The organism is Clostridium algifaecis, from assembly GCF_017874415.1.
Taxonomy (GTDB): Bacteria; Bacillota; Clostridia; order Clostridiales; family Clostridiaceae; genus Clostridium_B; species Clostridium_B algifaecis.
The window spans coordinates 92,754-111,378 of the sequence record NZ_JAGGLM010000005.1 but is presented as its reverse complement, the minus strand read 5'-3'; the positions used below and the strand labels follow the sequence as shown (position 1 = coordinate 111,378).

The following is an 18,625-nucleotide window of genomic DNA, read 5'->3' as shown; positions in this document are numbered from 1 at the left end:
TATTTACTTTATATTATTCTCTATTAAAAATTTATCATCATTTATCACAGCATCATAACTATCATCTCTTATTATCCTGTGATCTTCTGAAAACACAAGTGCCCTTTTAAAAACACCTTTTACATATTCAAAATCATGAGTTGAACATATTATAGTCTTTCCTGCATTATTTAATTTTATAAAAAGCTCTCTCAGAAATTTCTTTCCCTTAGGATCTATTCCATTCATAGGTTCATCTAAAGTAAGTACCTCTGGATTAAGTGCAAGTACAGATGCAATAGCTACTTTCTTCTTTTCACCGCCGCTCAAATTATATGGCTGTCTATGCTTCAAATCATATATGTCAAGTAAATTCAGGCAATCATCTACTCTCATCCTAACCTCTTTTTCATCCATTCCCATCTGCCTTGGACCGAATGCAATTTCTTCATATACATTCTGACAAAATAGCTGAGAATCTGAATTTTGAAATACAAATCCAACTCTTTTATGAAATGATTTGGAATACTTTGAATCATCAAGCTTTTTTTTACATATATTTATATTATCAAACAAATAATTTCCACTTGAAGGGAATATAATTCCATTTACAAGTTTTAGAAATGTTGATTTCCCACTTCCATTAGCTCCTATAAGTGCAACTGATTCCCCTTCTTTTATATCTATATCTATATTCTTAATTACTTGAAGATCATTATAATTAAAACAGACATCTTTAAACTCTATCATTTAAACCTTCACTCCTGCCATGTAAAAATACAACGCTATAACAAGTATACTGATTATACAATATAATAAATCCGACATTGTAAACTTAAATTTAGAAAAATTTTTATATTCTCCGGTAAATCCCCTGCATTCCATAGCAGAATACATTTCTTCACCCATTTCATTTGACTTTAAAAATAGAGTTCCAATTATTTTAGGTACTGAAGAATATTTTTTATTATTCTTTCCAACTGATTTAAGTTTTAAAGAATAAAACATATTTAACGCAAATTGGCCCAAAATATAAATGTATTTTATAGTTATATCAAATACCAATATAAATATATCCGGTATAAAAAATACTTTTAAAGATCTTGTTATATAACTCCACTTCGTGGTACAAGAAAATATATTTACAATCATTATAGTTCCAAATATCTTAGATATAAGAATAAAACTATTTATAATATTTCCCGTTAATATTGAAGGTATAAGCATTATAAGAGTAAAGATTGGTACAATCATGCTTAAAATAAGTATATTTTTTATTTCATCTGCATCCAAAGAACTGAGGAGTAATAAAAAATATATATCCACAGCAATTACATACATAAAATTTCTAGATACAGATAAAAATACTATATTTAAAATCATAAATATAAGTTTTATAACTGGATTTATTTTATATATAAACCCACTTTTTAATTTATTTCTTCTTTTGATAAGTGACAAAACCTTTAAAATAGAGAATATACTTTTGTCTATAAACTTGTCCGAATCTTTTTCAGGTATGTAATCATCTTTTTTTAAAAGCCAATCTTTCAAATTCGACCCCCCTGTCAGACACTCTTATCGCATTTTTATAAGGTATTATTTATTCTTGTGTGAAAACAACGTATAAAGTACAATTATTACTACTATAACACCACCAGCACTAATTATACTACAAATAATGATTAAATCCATTATCATTTATTAATCATCTCCAATGATTACATACAATTATTAATTGTGCTGTAATCCTCCAAAAATATACCACACACCAATTCCAACACCGACTCCATTTTTCTGTTCTTCCATTAAAAAATCAAGTATTTTATTCTTATCAATTAATATAACCTCTATGTCCTCGGAATCCTCCAGATTTTGTTCTGGATTTAAATTTTGCGGCAAATTCTCATCTATTTCAACATTGACTAACGTAACCGTATCCGACAGCAAAGCTGCATTAGAATAAAGAACAGGGCTTATTGATTTAACTTTTCCAGTATAGCCTGTTTCTTCTTTTAATTCCCTTAGTGCATTTTTTGCTGGATCACTGTCTTCCATAAGTCCTGCTGGAAATCCAATAATATAATTATCAATAGGTGCCCTGTACTGTTTTATAAGTACATATCTATTTGACGGACAAAGTTTAGCCAGCATTACTACAGTATTTACAGTATTTGTCCTTTCTATACTCTCCCACTTTAATTCTTCATTCTTTTTTCCTGAATAAGTTATTTCTTTAAGAGCTATCCAGTCACCTTTATACAATATATTTTCACGTATTTTTTTCATATAAAAGCCTCCATTATTATTAATATAATTTTTTAATTTCTTCTCCAATTATTTTAAAACCTTTTTCTATATCTTCATTGCTGACCCTTGGAAATCCAAGTCTGAAGGTATCTTTTCCGCCGCCATCCGTATAAAATATATCTCCAGGAGTAAATATAACTCCCCTGCTGCAGCAATTTTCAAGAAGCTTTCTTGAATTAATATTATCAAGTTTTACAAATATGTGAAGGCCTCCCTCACCATATATCCTGCTCCTTATAATATATTTTTCAGCAAGCTTTATTGCCACTTCATATTTATCTTTATAAAATTTTCTAGCTTTCTTAATGTACTTTTCAAAATTGCCTTCTCTAAGGTAATCACAGAATACTGCCTGGTCAAGAAAAGATGTATGTATATTTCTGCTTCTCTTTGCACTTTCCAGGTATCCTATGAGATTTTTATCTGCCAGTATCCATCCTATTCTAAGTCCAGGAAAAAGTATTTTTGAAAAACTTCCTATATATAAAACACTATTTCCGCTTCCACTTAATGCTGCAATTGGGGATACATGATCGCTTAAATATCTAAGTTCTTCGTTGAATCCGTCTTCAACTATAGGAACATTATGTTTTCTAAGAATATTATAGAGTTCAGTTCTTTTTTTAGGAGACATTACAATTCCTGTAGGATTGTGATAAGAAGGTATGAAATAAGAAAGCTTAAATTTATCCCGGTCAAGTTTTTGTGATAAATCATTTAAGTTAATTCCTGTACTTTCCATGTCTATCCCTGTTATATTCAACTTATGCAGCCTCATAATTTTTATAGCAGTATTATGTGTTGGGTTCTCGCATATAACTTTGTCTCCTTCGTTTGTAAGACATGAAAGTATTAAATCAAATCCTTCTGTAAAGCCATTTGTTATGAGTATATCTTTTCCTGATGTATCAACTCCCTTATTTCCCATATATTTAAGGAGATATTCAATTAAAGGTTTATACCCTTGAGCGTATCCATAATTTAATATCTTGCCGCCTTCTCTTGAAATACAATTCAAAAATGACTTTTTAAAATTCTCAACGTCAAACAATTTATCGTCAGGAGCTATGCTCTTAAAGGATATCATTCCTTTTTCCCATTTAATTTCACTTTTAATTATATCAAGTTTTTCAGCTTCACGTGCATAATTATTTATTCTTTCATCCCAGTTTATATCCCATTTTTTCTGAAAATCAACCTTTACATCGGAAACAAAAGCCCCTCTGCCCCTTTTTATATAAATGAGACCTTCATCCTGCAGAAAATCATAAGTATAAATTATTGTATTTCTACTTATCTTTAGCATGAGAGCCAATTCACGTGTGGATGGTAACTTTTCACCAGCTGTAAGCATTCCTCTAAGTATCATATTTTTTATATAATCTTTCAGTTGTATATATACAGGTCTCTTCTTATCAAGTTTTATATCAAAAAACATAATTTCACTCCCATTACCATTTGATATCCATACTTATATTTTTGCATAAAATTAGTTATGTTCACAAGCATAGATATATAATTAATATTTAGTTCATATTTCAAATATAACATAAAAAAACTGAGAACACTTATTTTAAAAAGTATCTCAGTTTCTCCACAAACACTGTAATTCATTAAAATGCTGGTATTATACTCCCTTTGTAGTTATCCTGTATATATTTTTTTATTTCAGGAGAATTTACAGCCTTTACAAGTGCCTTAACATAAGGCTTATCCTTATCTTCTTTTCTTACTACAATTACATTTGAATAAGGTGATTCCTTTGATTCTATTGCAATAGCATCTTTAAGTGGATTTAATTTTGCTTCAAGTGCAAAATTTGTATTTATAACTGCTGCATCTACATCTCCTAAAACTCTAGGAAGCTGTGGTGCATCTAGTTCCTGAAACTTCAAATTCTTTTTATTTTCAGTTATATCAAGTTTTGAAATGAGTTCTCCTGATTTAACTTTTATTACACCTTCACGTGCTAAAAGCTTTAATGCTCTTGCTTCATTAGTAGGATCATTAGGTACGGCAATCTCAGCACCATTTTTAAGTTCCTTTAAGTTCTTGATTTTCTTTGAATATACTCCCATTGGTTCAAGATGAACTTTTGCTACATATACCAAATCTGTACTATTCTTTTTATTATATTCATCTAAATATGGTATATGTTGAAAGAAATTTGCATCTATATCTTTAGACGCAAGCGCCTTGTTTGGAGTAACAAAATCTGTAAATTGTTGGATTTTCAGATCATATCCTTCTTTTTTAAGTATTGGCTTTACTTTCTCAAGTATTTCAGCATGTGGTTTTGGTGTTGCACCTATTGTTATTACCTTTTTGTCATCCTTTGCTGTATTCCCAGTGCTGCTGCTTTGTGTTCCACAGCCTACTAAGGCTACAATAAGTACTGAAGAAAACACAGCTGCTAGTATTTTTTTTATGTTTTTCATAATAAGTCCTCCTCATAAATTAAAAATAAAATAAATAAAACTCGAGGAAATCCTCGAGTAAAAAGACTCACTGATTTTCTCATCTTTCAGCTTTCGCTGCTGGAGTTAGCACCATGTATAAATACTGGTTGCTGGGTTTCATAGGGCCAATCCCTCCACCTCTCTTGATAAGTTAACTTAATATTAAATTTTACTTTAGAGAAAGTATAGCATTAGCAATATAAGATGTCAACGCCAGCTTTCAATATTCATAATATATAATAAAAATGCCTTATATATTGCAAATATCATATTTTTTTAATATATTTTTAGTTAATTATTCAGCACAAACTTTTTTTGCTTCCTTCAGTGAATATTCAACTATTTTATCAAGAAGCTGACTATAAGATATTCCTACAGCTTTTGCACTTTTAGGGAATAGACTATTTTTTGTCATTCCAGACAAAGTATTCAATTCAAGTACATATGGTATATTATCTTTTACAATTAAATCCACTCTTACATAAACTCTACATTTCAATGCTTTCCAGCAGTCAAGTGAAATTTTTTGAATTTTTTCTTCAAGTTCATCCGGAAGTTTAATTACTACTTCATCCGAGCCGCCATCTGTATATTTTGCTTTATAATCGAAGAATTCCGTTTTAGGTTTTATAGTAATTATTGGGAGAGTTTTCCCATTTAGAACACAACAGGTAACTTCTTCTCCTTTTATATATTCCTCAATCATAACTTCTTCATCATATTCAAGTGCCTCTTTGACAGCATTTTCTATATCTTCTCTTCTTTTAATTAAATTAGTTGCAACACTTGAGCCACCTGAATTAGGTTTTACAAATACAGGATATCCGATTTTATCTAAATAATCATAATCTATTTCATCTATAGATTTTACACACATCCACCTTGCAGTATTAATATCTTTGCTTTTAAGAACTTTTTTTGTCATATCCTTATCCATACATATTGCACTTGTAATAGGACTGCATCCCGAATAAGGTATATCTAAAGTATCAAGCACAGATTGAACCGTTCCATCTTCTCCAAATTTTCCATGAAGTGCAAGAAACGCAAAATCTATATCTTTTGTCTTTGTTATTATGTCTTCTTTTTTATCTATAACTACAGGAACTATTTCATACTTATCTTTGTCGAAACAATTCATTATTTCTTTTCCTGATTGCAATGATATTTCTCTTTCAGAGGATATTCCTCCCATAACTACTCCTATTTTCATATATATTCCTCCATAAACTACTGATTATATATTATATTTTATACAATAATTCAAATAAAGAAAGAGCCACCTTACATACAATTTATATATAAGGTGGTTCTCAATAAAATTCATTTTTCTACTTTCACGGCATTTTTCCAAGCTCCATGCTTTTAACTGAATTTTTTACTTCCTCCATGCTTTTATCTAAACTACTTTCAACAGCTGCTGTAATAGCTCCTTCTACAAAAGCACAATCAACTATTTCAACATTTTTTTGCTTACTCTCATCCAAAAATTCTATTGCCATCTGCGCATTCATATAGGAACTTCCAAGATCAAATAATATTATAACCCCATCATCGGAATATACCTTTTCTATAGCTTCAACAATCTTATTTACATCAGTTCCAAGCCTTCCATCTTCAGTTCCTCCTGCCGCTTCAATTTTTACATCACCTGCCATAGGGAGAGAAAGTTCTTTTATTCCTTCTGCAACCTTTGGACTATGTGAAACTAAAACTATACCTACCATTATAAATCTCTCCTTTCTAGTTTAAAGTCATTATTTTATAAAATTATAAACAGTTTCAAGTATAATAGCACTCGAAGTTGCTCCTGGATCTTTATGCCCTATGCTTCTATCTCCAAGGTAACTTGCCCTTCCTTTTCTTGCTGCTATCTTTTTAGTGTCTTCAGCTCCATTAATTGCAGCTGTACTTACTTCTTTTAATATTTCTTTTTCATCTTTTCCATCATCTTTTGCCTTTTTTGCTGCATCGTATGCTGGTATCAATGAATCCAACATAGTCTTGTCTCCTGCTTGTGCTTTTCCTCTCATTACAACACCATCAATTGATGCTTTAAGTACATTTATAAAATCATCAATGTCCATATTATCTTTTCCAGAAACTACGACAGCTGCCTTCATAAAAGCAGTTCCATAAAGCGGTCCTGATGCACCGCCTACATTCGATACAAGGGCCATTCCAGTTTTTTTAAATATATTTCCTATATTTTTACCATCATCATCTTTTAACTTTTCTTTAACTGCTCTGAATCCCTTACTCATATTAAGACCATGGTCTCCATCTCCTATTGCAGCATCAAGTTCCGTTAAATAAGATTTATTTTCTTCAATTTTATCTGCTATTTCATTTATTATTTGAATTACTTTTTCTCCAGATATCATAATAATAGGCTCCCTTTACAATTTACTTTATTAATTTAAATGCAGGTGTATTTGCAGTATCCCCCAAAAACTTTTTAAGCTCTGAATCCAATTTCAATACACTTATAGAAAATCCAGCCATTTCAAGTGAAGTCATATATTCACCCACAAATGTCTTATGAATTTTAACACCTAAAGCACTTAAAATTTCATTTACTTTTCTATTTACAATATAAAGTTCCATTAGTGGAGTAGAGCACATTCCATTCACCATTACTGCAACTTCATCTCCTGAATTTAATGGCATATCTTTTAATATTTTATCTAACATATGTTCTGTAGTTTCGTCTGCAGTTTTAATTTTTTCTCTGTGAGTACCTGGTTCTCCATGTATGCCCATACCAATTTCTACTTCATCTTCAGGAAGTTTAAAATTTGGTTTTCCTGCTGCTGGAACAGTACAGGAACTAAGTGCCATACCCATACTTCTAACATTTGATATTACTTTTTCAGCTACTCTTTTTACATCTTCAAGTTCAAGTCCGGCTTCAGCTGCAGCTCCTGCAATCTTGTGAACAAAAACAGTACCACAAATTCCTCTTCTTCCTGTTGTAAATGTACTATTCTCTACAGCAACATCATCATTTACAACTACTGATTCTACTTTTATTCCATCCATTTCAGCCATATCTTTTGCCATATCAAAATTCATTACATCTCCGCTGTAATTTTTAATAACCAGAAGAACGCCTTTCCCTCTATCAACTGCTTTTACTGCCTCATAAACCTGATCTGGAGTTGGAGATGTAAATACTTCTCCTGCAACTGCTGCATCAAGCATTCCTTCCCCCACATATCCACCATGAGCAGGCTCATGTCCGCTTCCTCCACCACTTACAAGAGCAACTTTATTTTTACTCAAGTCAGTTCTCACCAGTACATTTGCATTTTCAAGTTTCTTTAAATATTCAGGATGTGCCTTTGCTATGCCTTCAAGCATTTCACTTAAAACATTTTCAGGATTATTAATCATTTTTTTCATTATAAAATTCCTCCAGTTTTAATAATTCTATTAAAAATAATCTTATAAATTAAAATCAAGTTTATTAACACAAATATATTTAAGCAAAATTCATGCCAGGATTAATACCTTATTTATAGGATATTCTTAAAAACAGCTATAGTAAAAAGTATCAATATGATATTTTTTACCTTGATACTTTTTCCCAGCTTATTTTTTTCTCCAAGTTATATTTTCTTGCCTTAGATGCTATAGTTTTATGTGTCAGTCCAAGCGCTTTTCCTGCTGCATTATAGCTTCCATACTTTTTAAGTGCTTTTTCTATTATAAGTTTTTCATAATCTTTCATTGCCAGTACATCGTCTTCATCTAAAATTCTCCTGCTTATTGAATCTATTTTTTCCTCGCTGCATACATTTTTTCTATCTTCAATCTTGCATTTATTATTTAGCTTTGTTCCACATATATAAGGTGGCATATCATCTATTGTAATATATTCACCATCTACTAGAGCATATAATCTCTCAAACAAGTTTTCAAGTTCACGCACATTGCCAGGCCATGGATAGCTGAGAATAGCTTCCATAGCCTCATTTGTAATTCCACGTATCTTTTTATTCCTAAAATTCTTAAACTTGTTCATAAAATGTTCCACAAGCAGTGCTATATCCTGTTTTCTATCTCTAAGAGGCGGCAAAAATATTGGAATTACATTTAATCTATAATATAGGTCTTCTCTAAATTCACCCTTCTTTACCATTTCCTCTAAATTTCTATTTGTTGCAGCTATTATTCTAACATTTATTTTTATTGTCTTTTCTCCTCCAACTCTTTGGAATTCTTTTTCCTGTATAGCCCTTAAAATCTTAGATTGCATATCTTTTTCCAGCTCGCCTATCTCATCCAAAAACATAGTACCATTTTGTGCTAATTCAAATTTACCAAGTTTTCTCTTTATAGCACCCGTAAATGCACCTTTTTCATGTCCAAATAGCTCACTTTCTAAGAGATTTTTAGGTATAGCTGCACAATTCACTCTTATAAAAGGTCCCTTATAGTTTGTACTTGCATAATGGATTCCTTCTGCAATAAGTTCTTTTCCTGTACCGCTTTCACCTCTTATTAAAATAGTGGCATTACTTTGGGCAGCCTTTAATGCAATCGAAAGTGCATCAATTATTTTGCCACTTTTGCCAATAAAATTCGAAAACACCATTTCAGGCTTCTTGGTTCTTATAAGTTCCTCTTCTAAATATTCAGCTTTAGCCGATACCTTACTGAGTTTTTCAGTTAATTTTTCAACCTGCTTTAAATTTTTTACTACAGACACAACTCCTATAATTTTATTATCTACAACTACAGGATTTATATTAGAAATTACAGTTATTCCATTTTCTTTTTTAATTATGGCATTATTTATACTTTTTCCACTAACTAATACTTTATGCCTTGCTCCATTTGGAGATATTTCCCTGATATTCTTTTCAAGTATATCATTTCTGCTGATACCAAGTATATTTATATAGGCATCATTTACATAGTTTATATTTCCTTTTGCATCTATAAAACATATACCATCCTGTACAGATTGAAGTATTAGCTGTAGTCTTTTTTGAAGCTCCTTTACTTCATCCAATTCAAATTTTACTTTTTCAAAGCTTGATATATCTTGAAATATTCCAATTGCCCCTTTTACTTTTCCATCAATTACAACAGGAGTCCTGTTTATAAGAACAATTCTTTCCCCTATAACTTGTTTTATCATGAGTTCAGATTTTCCCGTGTTATTTACTACATTAAGCCTTGAATTTTCTATAACCTCATTTATTTTTTTACCTATAGCCGCGTTTTCCTGTATACCAAAAAATTTTTCCGCAATAGAATTAAAAATTATTATATTGTCTTTTTCATCAGTTACTATAATTCCATTTACTATATTCTGAAATATTTGTCCCATAGTAATGACACTATTATCTATGATATTATCAATTTGATTTATGGTATTATTATCATTTAGTCCAAAATCCTTCTTGAAAAAATCTACTACATCATCCAGTGCAGCTGTTTCATCCTTGCCCTGTACCTGAATAATTATTTTTTCCTTATCTTTGATTTTTAAATTTACAAGCGGCATCAAGCTTGTTGCAGATACCTTTTTTCTATCTTTAGCACTTATAAAAATTTCTACACCATATTTTCCTTGTATATCATTAGTCCTATGAACTATGGAAGCCGCAGCCCTGGCATGAATTCCTTTTCCGTGATTAATCACAATAGTTTTTTCAATCAACAAATTCACTCTCCATTAAAGATTTCTTAAAATATCTTCTGTTTTTGTCATGGCTAATGCAACAGAATTATCAGATATTCCATAATATATATAAATTTCATCATTCTTTTTAACAGCACCACAAGGAAAAACTACATTCTTGAAAAATCCTTCTGTTTCATAATTTTCCTTTGGTTCAAGTATTGGCTTTTCACTTCTTGAAATCACTTTAGACGGATCATTAATATCAAGCAGCAGTGCTCCCATATAATAGTGTTCATTCTCATCCACTCCATGATAAAGTTCAAGCCATCCTCTTTCAGTTTTTATAGGTGGTATTCCCGCCCCTATTTTACTTGAATCCCAATACCTTTCCCTAGTACAGGCTAATACCTTATGATTTCCCCAATCAATTAAATTTTTAGATTCTGATATCCATATTACAGGTTTTCCTGAACTTTTAGATACAGGTCTGTTTAATGCAAAATACTTTCCATTAATCTTCTCTGGAAAAAGAACTGCATCCTTATTCTCGGTACTAAAAATATTGCCTAATCTTCTATAACTTTTGAAATCACTGGTTGCAGCCAAACTTACTACTATACCATATTTTGATACAGCACTATACGTAATATAATAAATATCATCTATTTTGCTTATTCTAGGATCTTCAATACCAAAACCTTCATATTTATTTCCAGGAAAGATAAAAGGTTTTTCATCTACCTTAAAATTTATGCCATCTCTGCTCCTTGCAAGTCTTATATGTGACATTGAAGTAAGATATTTAAAATCCGAATCACTGCCCACTTCTTTAACTACTCTTGAGTCGCTAAAATCATACTTTTTATCATTAGTATTTAATTCAACAATCTTTATGGACTGGCTATTTTCATCTAAAACTGGTACTTTAATACAATCATCATTTGATTCTCTTACCCTTTCAGCTGTTCTTACGGCAAGTATTATTTCACCATTATATTCAGCTGCTCCCGGGTTAAATGCTCCTATAACCTGAAAATTTTTATTTGATGGTTTCACGTCTTTAAAAGTTATAATAGGATTATTCTCATATCTTTTCATATTGGTGTTCCCCCACTATATTTAATTTTCATGCATATATTCATAAAATGGATTGTCTATTTCAATTGTCTGTGCCTCAATATCACTTATGCCCGCAAACAAAATTGCTTTTTTATCTTTAAATTCAAGTCCTCCGCTAAATACTACATCATACAAGCTCACGTCCTTGCTTGGACCTGGGAGGAAATCTTCTCGCTCTGCAATTATCTGTACGTCCTTGTATTTTAAGGAATTAATATCTAAAACAAATGTCATTGGATAATAATGTTTTATTCCAGATTCATCCATCTTGGCTATATGTCCTAAAAGTCCTATATTGTCATTATCAATAGGATATATACTATTGATTCCACCCCATTCGTCGTCATTAAAAAAATCATTTAATATAGGTGCATCTTGAATTACCCCTATGCTTAAATCATTTAATCTCTTAATTTTCGTGAAACCTATTTTTCCTCTTCCACCTTTACTTCCCTGTGGTCGGGTAAATACTCCTATTGTTCCATCTTTTAACTCCGTTATACGTAAATCCTTCATTCCATCCGGACCCACAAAGAAAAGCTTTAAGTTAAAGATGTCACTACCTTTATACATTATTGTTCTCCATATGAGATCATTTGGATTATTTATGTCTTTAAATACTTCTACTCCACCTATTACCATTTCATTGCCTATCCTTGTAAAAAATGGATCTTCAAGATTTATAACAGGTGATTCTATTATATGGCACCATGCATCTTTATATTCTTCAAAGAATAATACCATAGAATCATTGGTTCTCCTTGACTCAACTCTTCCTGCTATAACCACTTTTCCTTTATTATAAAAAGGAGCAGTTATATTATAAACATTCTTGTTAAATATGCCTATAAAATTCATCTTTTTTGATTTTTTCTTACATTTCTTGTTTCTATAATTATTCAATAGTTCATCACATGTAATAATCATTTAATTTCACACCTTCTTAATCTACTATAAAATAAACCCCTTACTTACACTAGCAAGGGGCAAAAACTATAATGATGCTTTATATATATTTACTACATCTTCTTTAGAAAGTGGTTTGAATTCTCCCAGTTTTCCATGTCTTGTTGCACCTTCTGCCATCTTTTCAAAATTTTCATCTCCAATATTCAACTCACTGAGTTTAGATGGAAGTCCTAAAAGTTTGAAAAATTCTTTAGTTTTATCTATAGCTTCATGCGCTATATGAAATTTATCCTTGCCTTTATCAATATCCCACACATTAACTCCATATTCCGCAAAATTATTAACTGTATTCTCGTCAAGAACATATTCCATCCAGTTAGGTGTAAGTATGGCAAGCCCTACTCCATGAGTAATATCATAAAATGCACTTAATTCGTGCTCCATGCCATGTACAGACCATCCTTTCTTTTTTCCATATTCAATAAGTCCGTTAATAGCAAGACTTGAAGTCCACATCAAATTTGCCCTTGCATCATAGTTATCTGGTTCTCCAATAGCTATAGGGCCATATTTTATACATGTCTTTAATAGGGCTTCCGCCATTCTATTTTGAATGAATGCTCCTTTAGTATTATTAAAATAATTTTCAAGTATATGGCTCATTATATCAGCTGTTCCAGCAGCCGTTTGGCCTTTAGGTACTGTAAATGTATATGATGGATCTAATATAGAAAATACAGGAATCAAGCATTTGCTTCCTGTTCCAAGCTTTTCTTTTGTTTCTTCATTTGTAATTACTGCAAATTTATCCATTTCAGAACCTGTAGCTGCTAATGTCAGTATACTTGCAATAGGAAGTGCTTTTTTTATTTTAGATGAATCAACTACAATATCCCATGGATCTCCTCCATAGTAAAATCCTGCAGCTATTGCTTTTGAACAGTCAATTACGCTCCCACCACCAATGGCAAGTATAAAGTCCAGTCTATTTTCCCTGCAAATGTGAATACCACATCTTACACTTGATATTCTTGGATTTGGATCTACACCTGATAATTCCCAGAATCTTATCTTATTTTCCTTTAAAATTTTAACGGCTTTATCGTATATTCCATTTTTCTTTATGCTTCCTCCACCATAAACAATAAGCACTTTAGAACCATATCTTTTTATCTGTTTTCCTAAAACGCTTATCTGGTCTTTTCCAAAAAAAACCTGGGTTGGAATTGAGTAATCGAAATTAAACAACTTTAAACATCTCCCTAAAAATATATTCATACCTATTTAATATGCAGAAGTAACCATAAGTGCAAATACTTATGGTTACTATGAATCTTGATTGTAACTCAATATATCTATTTTAAAATTTCCAGTGCTTTATTTACTACATTTTCTACTGTGAATCCAAATTCTTTAAATAATACTTTAGCTGGTGCAGATGCTCCAAAATGATCAATTGATATAACTGCTCCATCTAGACCTACATACTTGTGCCATCCAAACGATACTGCTGCTTCAACTGCAACTCTCTTTCTTACCTGTTTTGGAAGAATTTTTTCCTTATATTCTTCACTCTGCTTCTCAAATAATTCAAATGAAGGCATACTTACTACTCTTGCATCTATATTCTTTTTAGCAAGTTCATCTGCTGCCTTATAAACAAGTTCTACTTCTGAACCTGTAGCCATAAGTATTATATCTGGAACTGGTTTTTTTGAATCTTTTAGTATATATGCACCTTTAAGAGCATCAATACCTGTCTCATTGTAAAGTGGAAGATTCTGTCTTGTAAGTACAAGGCAAGTTGGTCCTTGAGCCTTGGTAAGTGCATAATCCCACGCTGCTGCTGTTTCTTTTGAATCTGCTGGTCTAAACACTGTCATATTAGGAATACTTCTAAGTGCTGCAAGCTGTTCAACTGGTTCATGAGTTGGTCCGTCTTCACCTACACCTATACTATCATGTGTAAGTACGTATGTAACAGGAAGTTTCATAAGTGCTGATAATCTAATAGCACCTTTCATATAATCTGAAAATACAAAGAAGGTACCTACATATACTTTGAGTCCTCCGTAAAGTGTCATTCCATTTGCCATAGCTGCCATAGCATGTTCTCTTATTCCAAAATGGAAATTTCTTCCCGATCTATCCTTTGCTGAAAAGTCTCCTTCTCCATCTAAATAAGTTTTGTTTGATGGAGCAAGATCTGCTGAACCACCTACTAAATTAGGAACCAGTTTATCAAGTTTATTTAAAAGTTTACCTGAAGATGCCCTTGTAGCCATTGGTCCGTCAAAATCCCACAAATCCTTTTTAGTATCCAAATCAACTGAAACTTTTCCACTTAACCACATCTCAAGTTCTTTGGAAAGCTCTGGATATTTTTTATCGTATTCTGCTTTTAATTTTTTCCACGCATCTTCTTCGCCGGCTAATTCCTCTATTCTATTATCTAAATAATTTCTTACTTCATCCGGTACATAAAAATCTTTGTCATAATTCCATCCTAAAAATTTCTTTGTAGCCTTTAATTCTTCTTCTCCAAGTGGTGAACCATGAGCTGATGCCTTGCCCTGTTTGTTTGGAGCTCCATATCCTATTAAAGTCTTTACCATAACAAGACTTGGTTTATTCTTTTCAGCTTTAGCTTTCTTTATAGCTTCATCTATTTTATCTACATTATTTCCTTCTTCAACTTTAATTGTCTGCCATCCACACGCTTCAAATTTTTTTGGAATATTCTCTGTAAATGCAATATCTGTACTTCCCTCTATAGTTATATCATTACAATCATACACAAGTATAAGTTTTCCAAGTCCTAATTTCCCTGCAAGTGATATTGCCTCTAATGCTATACCTTCCATCAAGCAGCCATCACCTGTTAAAACAAACGTATAATTATCTATTATATTAAATCCCGGTTTGTTAAATTTAGCTGCCATAAACTCTTCAGCAGCAGCCATTCCAACAGCGTTTGCCACTCCTTGTCCAAGTGGTCCTGTAGTAGTTTCAACACCTGTTGTATGACCATACTCTGGATGACCAGGTGTTTTGCTTTGCCATTGACGGAAATTCTTTAAATCCTCCGCAGTTAAACCATAGTTAAATAAGTGAAGCAGGGAATAGAGCATAGCAGAACCATGACCGGCTGAAAGTACAAATCTGTCTCTGCCTAGCCATTTTGGATCTTTAGGATTGTGTTTCATATTTTTAGCCCAAATTGCATATGCTTCCGGAGCAGCACCCATTGGAAGTCCCGGGTGTCCCGATTTGGCTTTTTCTACCATTTCTGCTGAAAGTATTCTTATATTATTTACAACTAAATTATCCAAATTTTTCATATACCTTTCACTCCTCTTTTTGTTTAAAACTATCAATACACTTTTAACAACGTGATGTAAACTCTTACTTAAGATATCTACTATATTGTACAAAAGTTTTGTATTATATTCAATACACAATTTTCAGCATACAATTAAATAACTTTTTATTTATATAAATCGTACAGGAAAATACTAAAATATAACTATGACTTGAATATGAGACTGCAGCCTGTATTTTGTTCAAATTTATGCTTTATATTATCCATCTTTGTTATTTCTTCAGATTTTTCAAGCTTCAATAATAATGTTAAATCATTTCTATTAAAAGAAGGATTTTTTTTAAGCTTTATATTTTCTAAATTACACAGCAAAATTGCCATATTTATTATTTCATTTTGATTTACGCTATCCGATATTTTTATATTCCACCCTGTTTTTTTTGAAATATGCTCTATATTTTTTTCATATTTTTGTCCAATTACAGGAGTTATAAAACTAAGCTCTATGTATTTTCCATTAGCATAAGATTTTATACTTTTTTTATAAGGCTTAAAGTCCATATATTTAAATTCATCATCAATTAGATCCAAAGCTTTATTTTGTTCCATAATATTTGAATTATCACTTTCTATAATATGAGTTAATTCATCATTATTTATACCGTTACCTGAAAATTTAATAAAAAGCTTCATACCTGTACTATTAATAAATTTTTTCATAATTTCATCATTTACATCAGTTTTTGAATCCAAGCTAACTTCAACTTCATTTTTGTCCAATCTATAGGAAATTTTTTTAATATCAGCACCATTCATAATTTCTTTTATAATTCTGGAACATTCATTTATATTTACAGAATCTGAAATTTCTACATTCCATTTAGTATCACTTTTAAAATTTTTAATTACATCATATATTTTATTATCTACTATAGATGGAAAATTAAAGCTTAAAATTACTTTTTTTTCTTCATAAATGAGACTGGCCTTCTTGAATTTGAATTCTCCAAAATATTTATTTATAAAATCATTCAATTCATTTGGTTTTAACTCTCTTGGTTTCAATTCTTTCTCTACTTCTTCGCTGGATTTTGCTTTAAATAAAAAAAGTCTCTTAGTATTGTTTTCAAAATAAATGGAATTTAGTATATTTTTTTCAAAGTCAAGTATATAATTCGAATTTTTATCTCCATTCCACACTCCATTCCATATATATATAAGTTCTTCTACAGTAAAAAATCTCTGATTATAATTAATATTTACAAATTTCCAGAGTTCTTTCAAATTTTCTTTATTTAATTCTTCTTTTTTGAATAGACACTTATATATATTTCTATTCAACTGTTTTCTTGGATTATTTATATATATACTATAGCTTTCACCACAACCAGGAGAATATATCCTTGCCCTTACATCATATGAAATTTCCCTTGAGAATTTTTTAATTACTTCCTCATTTCCATGTACCATAAATATATTTCTCGGACTCAGCATCTTTATAACAGACTTTATCTCCTCTTTGTCACTATGAGCTGAAAGTCCAACTCTTTCCACCCTGCATTTTACTGGAATTGTTCTTCCATTTAATTCTATTTTTTTGTCTTTCTCATCTTCGTCAAGTAAGTTCAAAAGTTTTCTGCCAGGTGATTCTTCATCCTGATAGCCTGTTATAACTATATATGAATTTTCCATTGGAGCTATTTTTTCTGCATAATACTGACTAAAACCACCAGTAAGCATTCCCGAGCTCGAAATTATAATGCAGCTTTCTTCGCTCTCCAGTATATCTTCTCTAACTTTTTTGTCCTTCACCGCTGTTATATTATCATCATAGAATGGTTCTATTCCTCTTAATATTTTTTTCCCGAGAGAATTCTTAAGATAAAGTGGATTTAGCTTATACACTCTGTTTATGTCCCTTATCATACCATCAACATATATTTTTATATTCTTAATAATTCCTTTATTAATGGCCTTTTTCATTATAAGTATTACTTCTTGTGCCCTTCCAAGGGCAAATGCAGGTATTAACATTTTTCCTTTGTTTTCAATACAATCTCTTATAATTTCAATTAATTTTTGTTCTTCAACTTCTCTATTTGAATGAAGTCTATCGCCATATGTAGTTTCAAATATACCAATATCCGGTCTTAATTTAGGCAACTTTAACCCTTCAACAGTCTTCTGTGAAAATACAGAAAAATCTCCAGAATAAAATACAGACCCTTCAGGTGATTTTATATATACACATGAAGCACCTGCTATATGACCTGCCATGTAAAAACATATTTTTATATCTTCAAATATAGGAAACTCCACCATGTAATTTATAGGGAATACACGTGTTAACATTGCTATTACATCTTTTTCTGCATAAAGAGGTATTTCAGCTTCTCTATTATTCATTATTTTCAAACTATCATAGAGAAGTACTCTCATTAAGTCCTTTGTCATTACATTAGTATATATTCTTGCCATAGGATATTCTTTGCTTATTATAGGGAGACACCCTATATGATCCATATGGGCATGACTTATAATTATAGCATCTACTCCACCATTTTCTTGAATAATTTTAAAATCTGGAATAGGATCTTTTGAAGAACTCTGTCTTATTCCGCAATCTAAAAGTAGATTTTTATTATCAACCTTTAAAAGTATACAACTTCCACCTACTTCTAAGGCTCCTCCCAAAAAAGAAACTTTCAATTAATGCCACCTTCTGTCCAAATTACATTATTATTAACTATATTTTTACATTATAGCATACATTAATAAAATAAGCAGTAATATATTAATATATCAAGCTAAGCGCAGTAAATACACTTTATTTACTGTATAACTGCAATTTTATACTTTGTATTTATTAAAATTTTAAATTATAATGAT

Annotated in this window: 15 protein-coding genes and 1 riboswitch; all 15 genes read right to left on the bottom strand. The window is 31.0% G+C overall.

Annotated features, from left to right (window positions below; translation table 11 throughout):
* Nucleotides 1-3: 3 nt before the first annotated feature.
* Nucleotides 4-729 (bottom strand): energy-coupling factor ABC transporter ATP-binding protein, encoded by a 726-nt coding sequence (locus J2Z42_RS05910; protein ID WP_209701726.1) that lies wholly within the window; start codon nt 727-729, stop codon nt 4-6.
* Nucleotides 730-1,533 (bottom strand): energy-coupling factor transporter transmembrane component T family protein, encoded by an 804-nt coding sequence (locus J2Z42_RS05905; RefSeq protein WP_209701725.1) that lies wholly within the window; start codon nt 1,531-1,533, stop codon nt 730-732. It lies immediately after the preceding gene.
* A gap of 180 nt (nt 1,534-1,713) precedes the next feature.
* Nucleotides 1,714-2,268 carry an NUDIX domain-containing protein gene (locus J2Z42_RS05900; protein WP_209701724.1) on the bottom strand — a complete coding sequence of 185 codons (555 nt, stop codon included), beginning with the start codon at nt 2,266-2,268 and terminating at the stop codon, nt 1,714-1,716.
* 19 nt (nt 2,269-2,287) lie between these two features.
* Entirely contained in the window at nt 2,288-3,727 is a 1,440-nt protein-coding gene (gene pdxR / locus J2Z42_RS05895) for a MocR-like pyridoxine biosynthesis transcription factor PdxR (RefSeq protein ID WP_209701723.1), read from the bottom strand.
* 175 nt (nt 3,728-3,902) lie between these two features.
* On the bottom strand, nt 3,903-4,727 hold the full coding sequence (locus J2Z42_RS05890) for a MetQ/NlpA family ABC transporter substrate-binding protein (protein ID WP_209701722.1): 825 nt from the start codon (nt 4,725-4,727) through the stop codon (nt 3,903-3,905).
* Nucleotides 4,728-4,803: 76 nt separating this feature from the next.
* Nucleotides 4,804-4,901: riboswitch (SAM riboswitch) on the bottom strand.
* A gap of 142 nt (nt 4,902-5,043) precedes the next feature.
* Nucleotides 5,044-5,961: a D-alanine--D-alanine ligase gene (locus tag J2Z42_RS05885; RefSeq protein ID WP_209701721.1), complete on the bottom strand. Its 918-nt coding sequence runs from the start codon at nt 5,959-5,961 to the stop codon at nt 5,044-5,046.
* Nucleotides 5,962-6,085: 124 nt separating this feature from the next.
* Nucleotides 6,086-6,475, bottom strand: coding sequence for a dihydroxyacetone kinase phosphoryl donor subunit DhaM (dhaM, locus tag J2Z42_RS05880; protein WP_209701720.1), 390 nt, complete (start codon nt 6,473-6,475; stop codon nt 6,086-6,088).
* 30 nt (nt 6,476-6,505) lie between these two features.
* Nucleotides 6,506-7,132, bottom strand: a complete 627-nt coding sequence (gene dhaL, locus J2Z42_RS05875; RefSeq protein ID WP_209701719.1) for a dihydroxyacetone kinase subunit DhaL — start codon at nt 7,130-7,132, stop codon at nt 6,506-6,508.
* A gap of 22 nt (nt 7,133-7,154) precedes the next feature.
* Nucleotides 7,155-8,153, bottom strand: a complete 999-nt coding sequence (gene dhaK / locus J2Z42_RS05870) for a dihydroxyacetone kinase subunit DhaK (protein ID WP_209701718.1) — start codon at nt 8,151-8,153, stop codon at nt 7,155-7,157.
* A 166-nt stretch (nt 8,154-8,319) separates the two neighbouring features.
* On the bottom strand, nt 8,320-10,425 hold the full coding sequence (locus J2Z42_RS05865) for an HPr family phosphocarrier protein (protein WP_209701717.1): 2,106 nt from the start codon (nt 10,423-10,425) through the stop codon (nt 8,320-8,322).
* Nucleotides 10,426-10,437: 12 nt separating this feature from the next.
* Nucleotides 10,438-11,484: a glycoside hydrolase family 130 protein gene (locus J2Z42_RS05860; RefSeq protein WP_209701716.1), complete on the bottom strand. Its 1,047-nt coding sequence runs from the start codon at nt 11,482-11,484 to the stop codon at nt 10,438-10,440.
* Between the two features lie 21 nt (nt 11,485-11,505).
* Nucleotides 11,506-12,432: a DUF1861 family protein gene (locus tag J2Z42_RS05855; RefSeq protein ID WP_209701715.1), complete on the bottom strand. Its 927-nt coding sequence runs from the start codon at nt 12,430-12,432 to the stop codon at nt 11,506-11,508.
* A gap of 66 nt (nt 12,433-12,498) precedes the next feature.
* Complete coding sequence (locus J2Z42_RS05850; RefSeq protein ID WP_209701714.1) at nt 12,499-13,662, bottom strand: iron-containing alcohol dehydrogenase; 1,164 nt, start codon at nt 13,660-13,662, stop codon at nt 12,499-12,501.
* 107 nt (nt 13,663-13,769) lie between these two features.
* A complete protein-coding gene (tkt, locus tag J2Z42_RS05845; protein ID WP_209701713.1) occupies nt 13,770-15,755 on the bottom strand; it encodes a transketolase in 1,986 nt (661 codons plus the stop codon).
* A 185-nt stretch (nt 15,756-15,940) separates the two neighbouring features.
* Nucleotides 15,941-18,445 carry an MBL fold metallo-hydrolase gene (locus J2Z42_RS05840; protein ID WP_209701712.1) on the bottom strand — a complete coding sequence of 835 codons (2,505 nt, stop codon included), beginning with the start codon at nt 18,443-18,445 and terminating at the stop codon, nt 15,941-15,943.
* Nucleotides 18,446-18,625 lie beyond the last annotated feature (180 nt).

Coding starts and splice junctions, on each gene's coding strand:
- J2Z42_RS05910 (WP_209701726.1), bottom strand. CDS start 729: ATGATAGAGTTTAAAGATGTCTGTTTTAATTATAATGATCTTCAAGTA.
- J2Z42_RS05900 (WP_209701724.1), bottom strand. CDS start 2,268: ATGAAAAAAATACGTGAAAATATATTGTATAAAGGTGACTGGATAGCT.
- pdxR (WP_209701723.1), bottom strand. CDS start 3,727: ATGTTTTTTGATATAAAACTTGATAAGAAGAGACCTGTATATATACAA.
- J2Z42_RS05890 (WP_209701722.1), bottom strand. CDS start 4,727: ATGAAAAACATAAAAAAAATACTAGCAGCTGTGTTTTCTTCAGTACTT.
- J2Z42_RS05885 (WP_209701721.1), bottom strand. CDS start 5,961: ATGAAAATAGGAGTAGTTATGGGAGGAATATCCTCTGAAAGAGAAATA.
- dhaM (WP_209701720.1), bottom strand. CDS start 6,475: ATGGTAGGTATAGTTTTAGTTTCACATAGTCCAAAGGTTGCAGAAGGA.
- dhaL (WP_209701719.1), bottom strand. CDS start 7,132: ATGATATCTGGAGAAAAAGTAATTCAAATAATAAATGAAATAGCAGAT.
- dhaK (WP_209701718.1), bottom strand. CDS start 8,153: ATGAAAAAAATGATTAATAATCCTGAAAATGTTTTAAGTGAAATGCTT.
- J2Z42_RS05860 (WP_209701716.1), bottom strand. CDS start 11,484: ATGAAAAGATATGAGAATAATCCTATTATAACTTTTAAAGACGTGAAA.
- J2Z42_RS05855 (WP_209701715.1), bottom strand. CDS start 12,432: ATGATTATTACATGTGATGAACTATTGAATAATTATAGAAACAAGAAA.
- tkt (WP_209701713.1), bottom strand. CDS start 15,755: ATGAAAAATTTGGATAATTTAGTTGTAAATAATATAAGAATACTTTCA.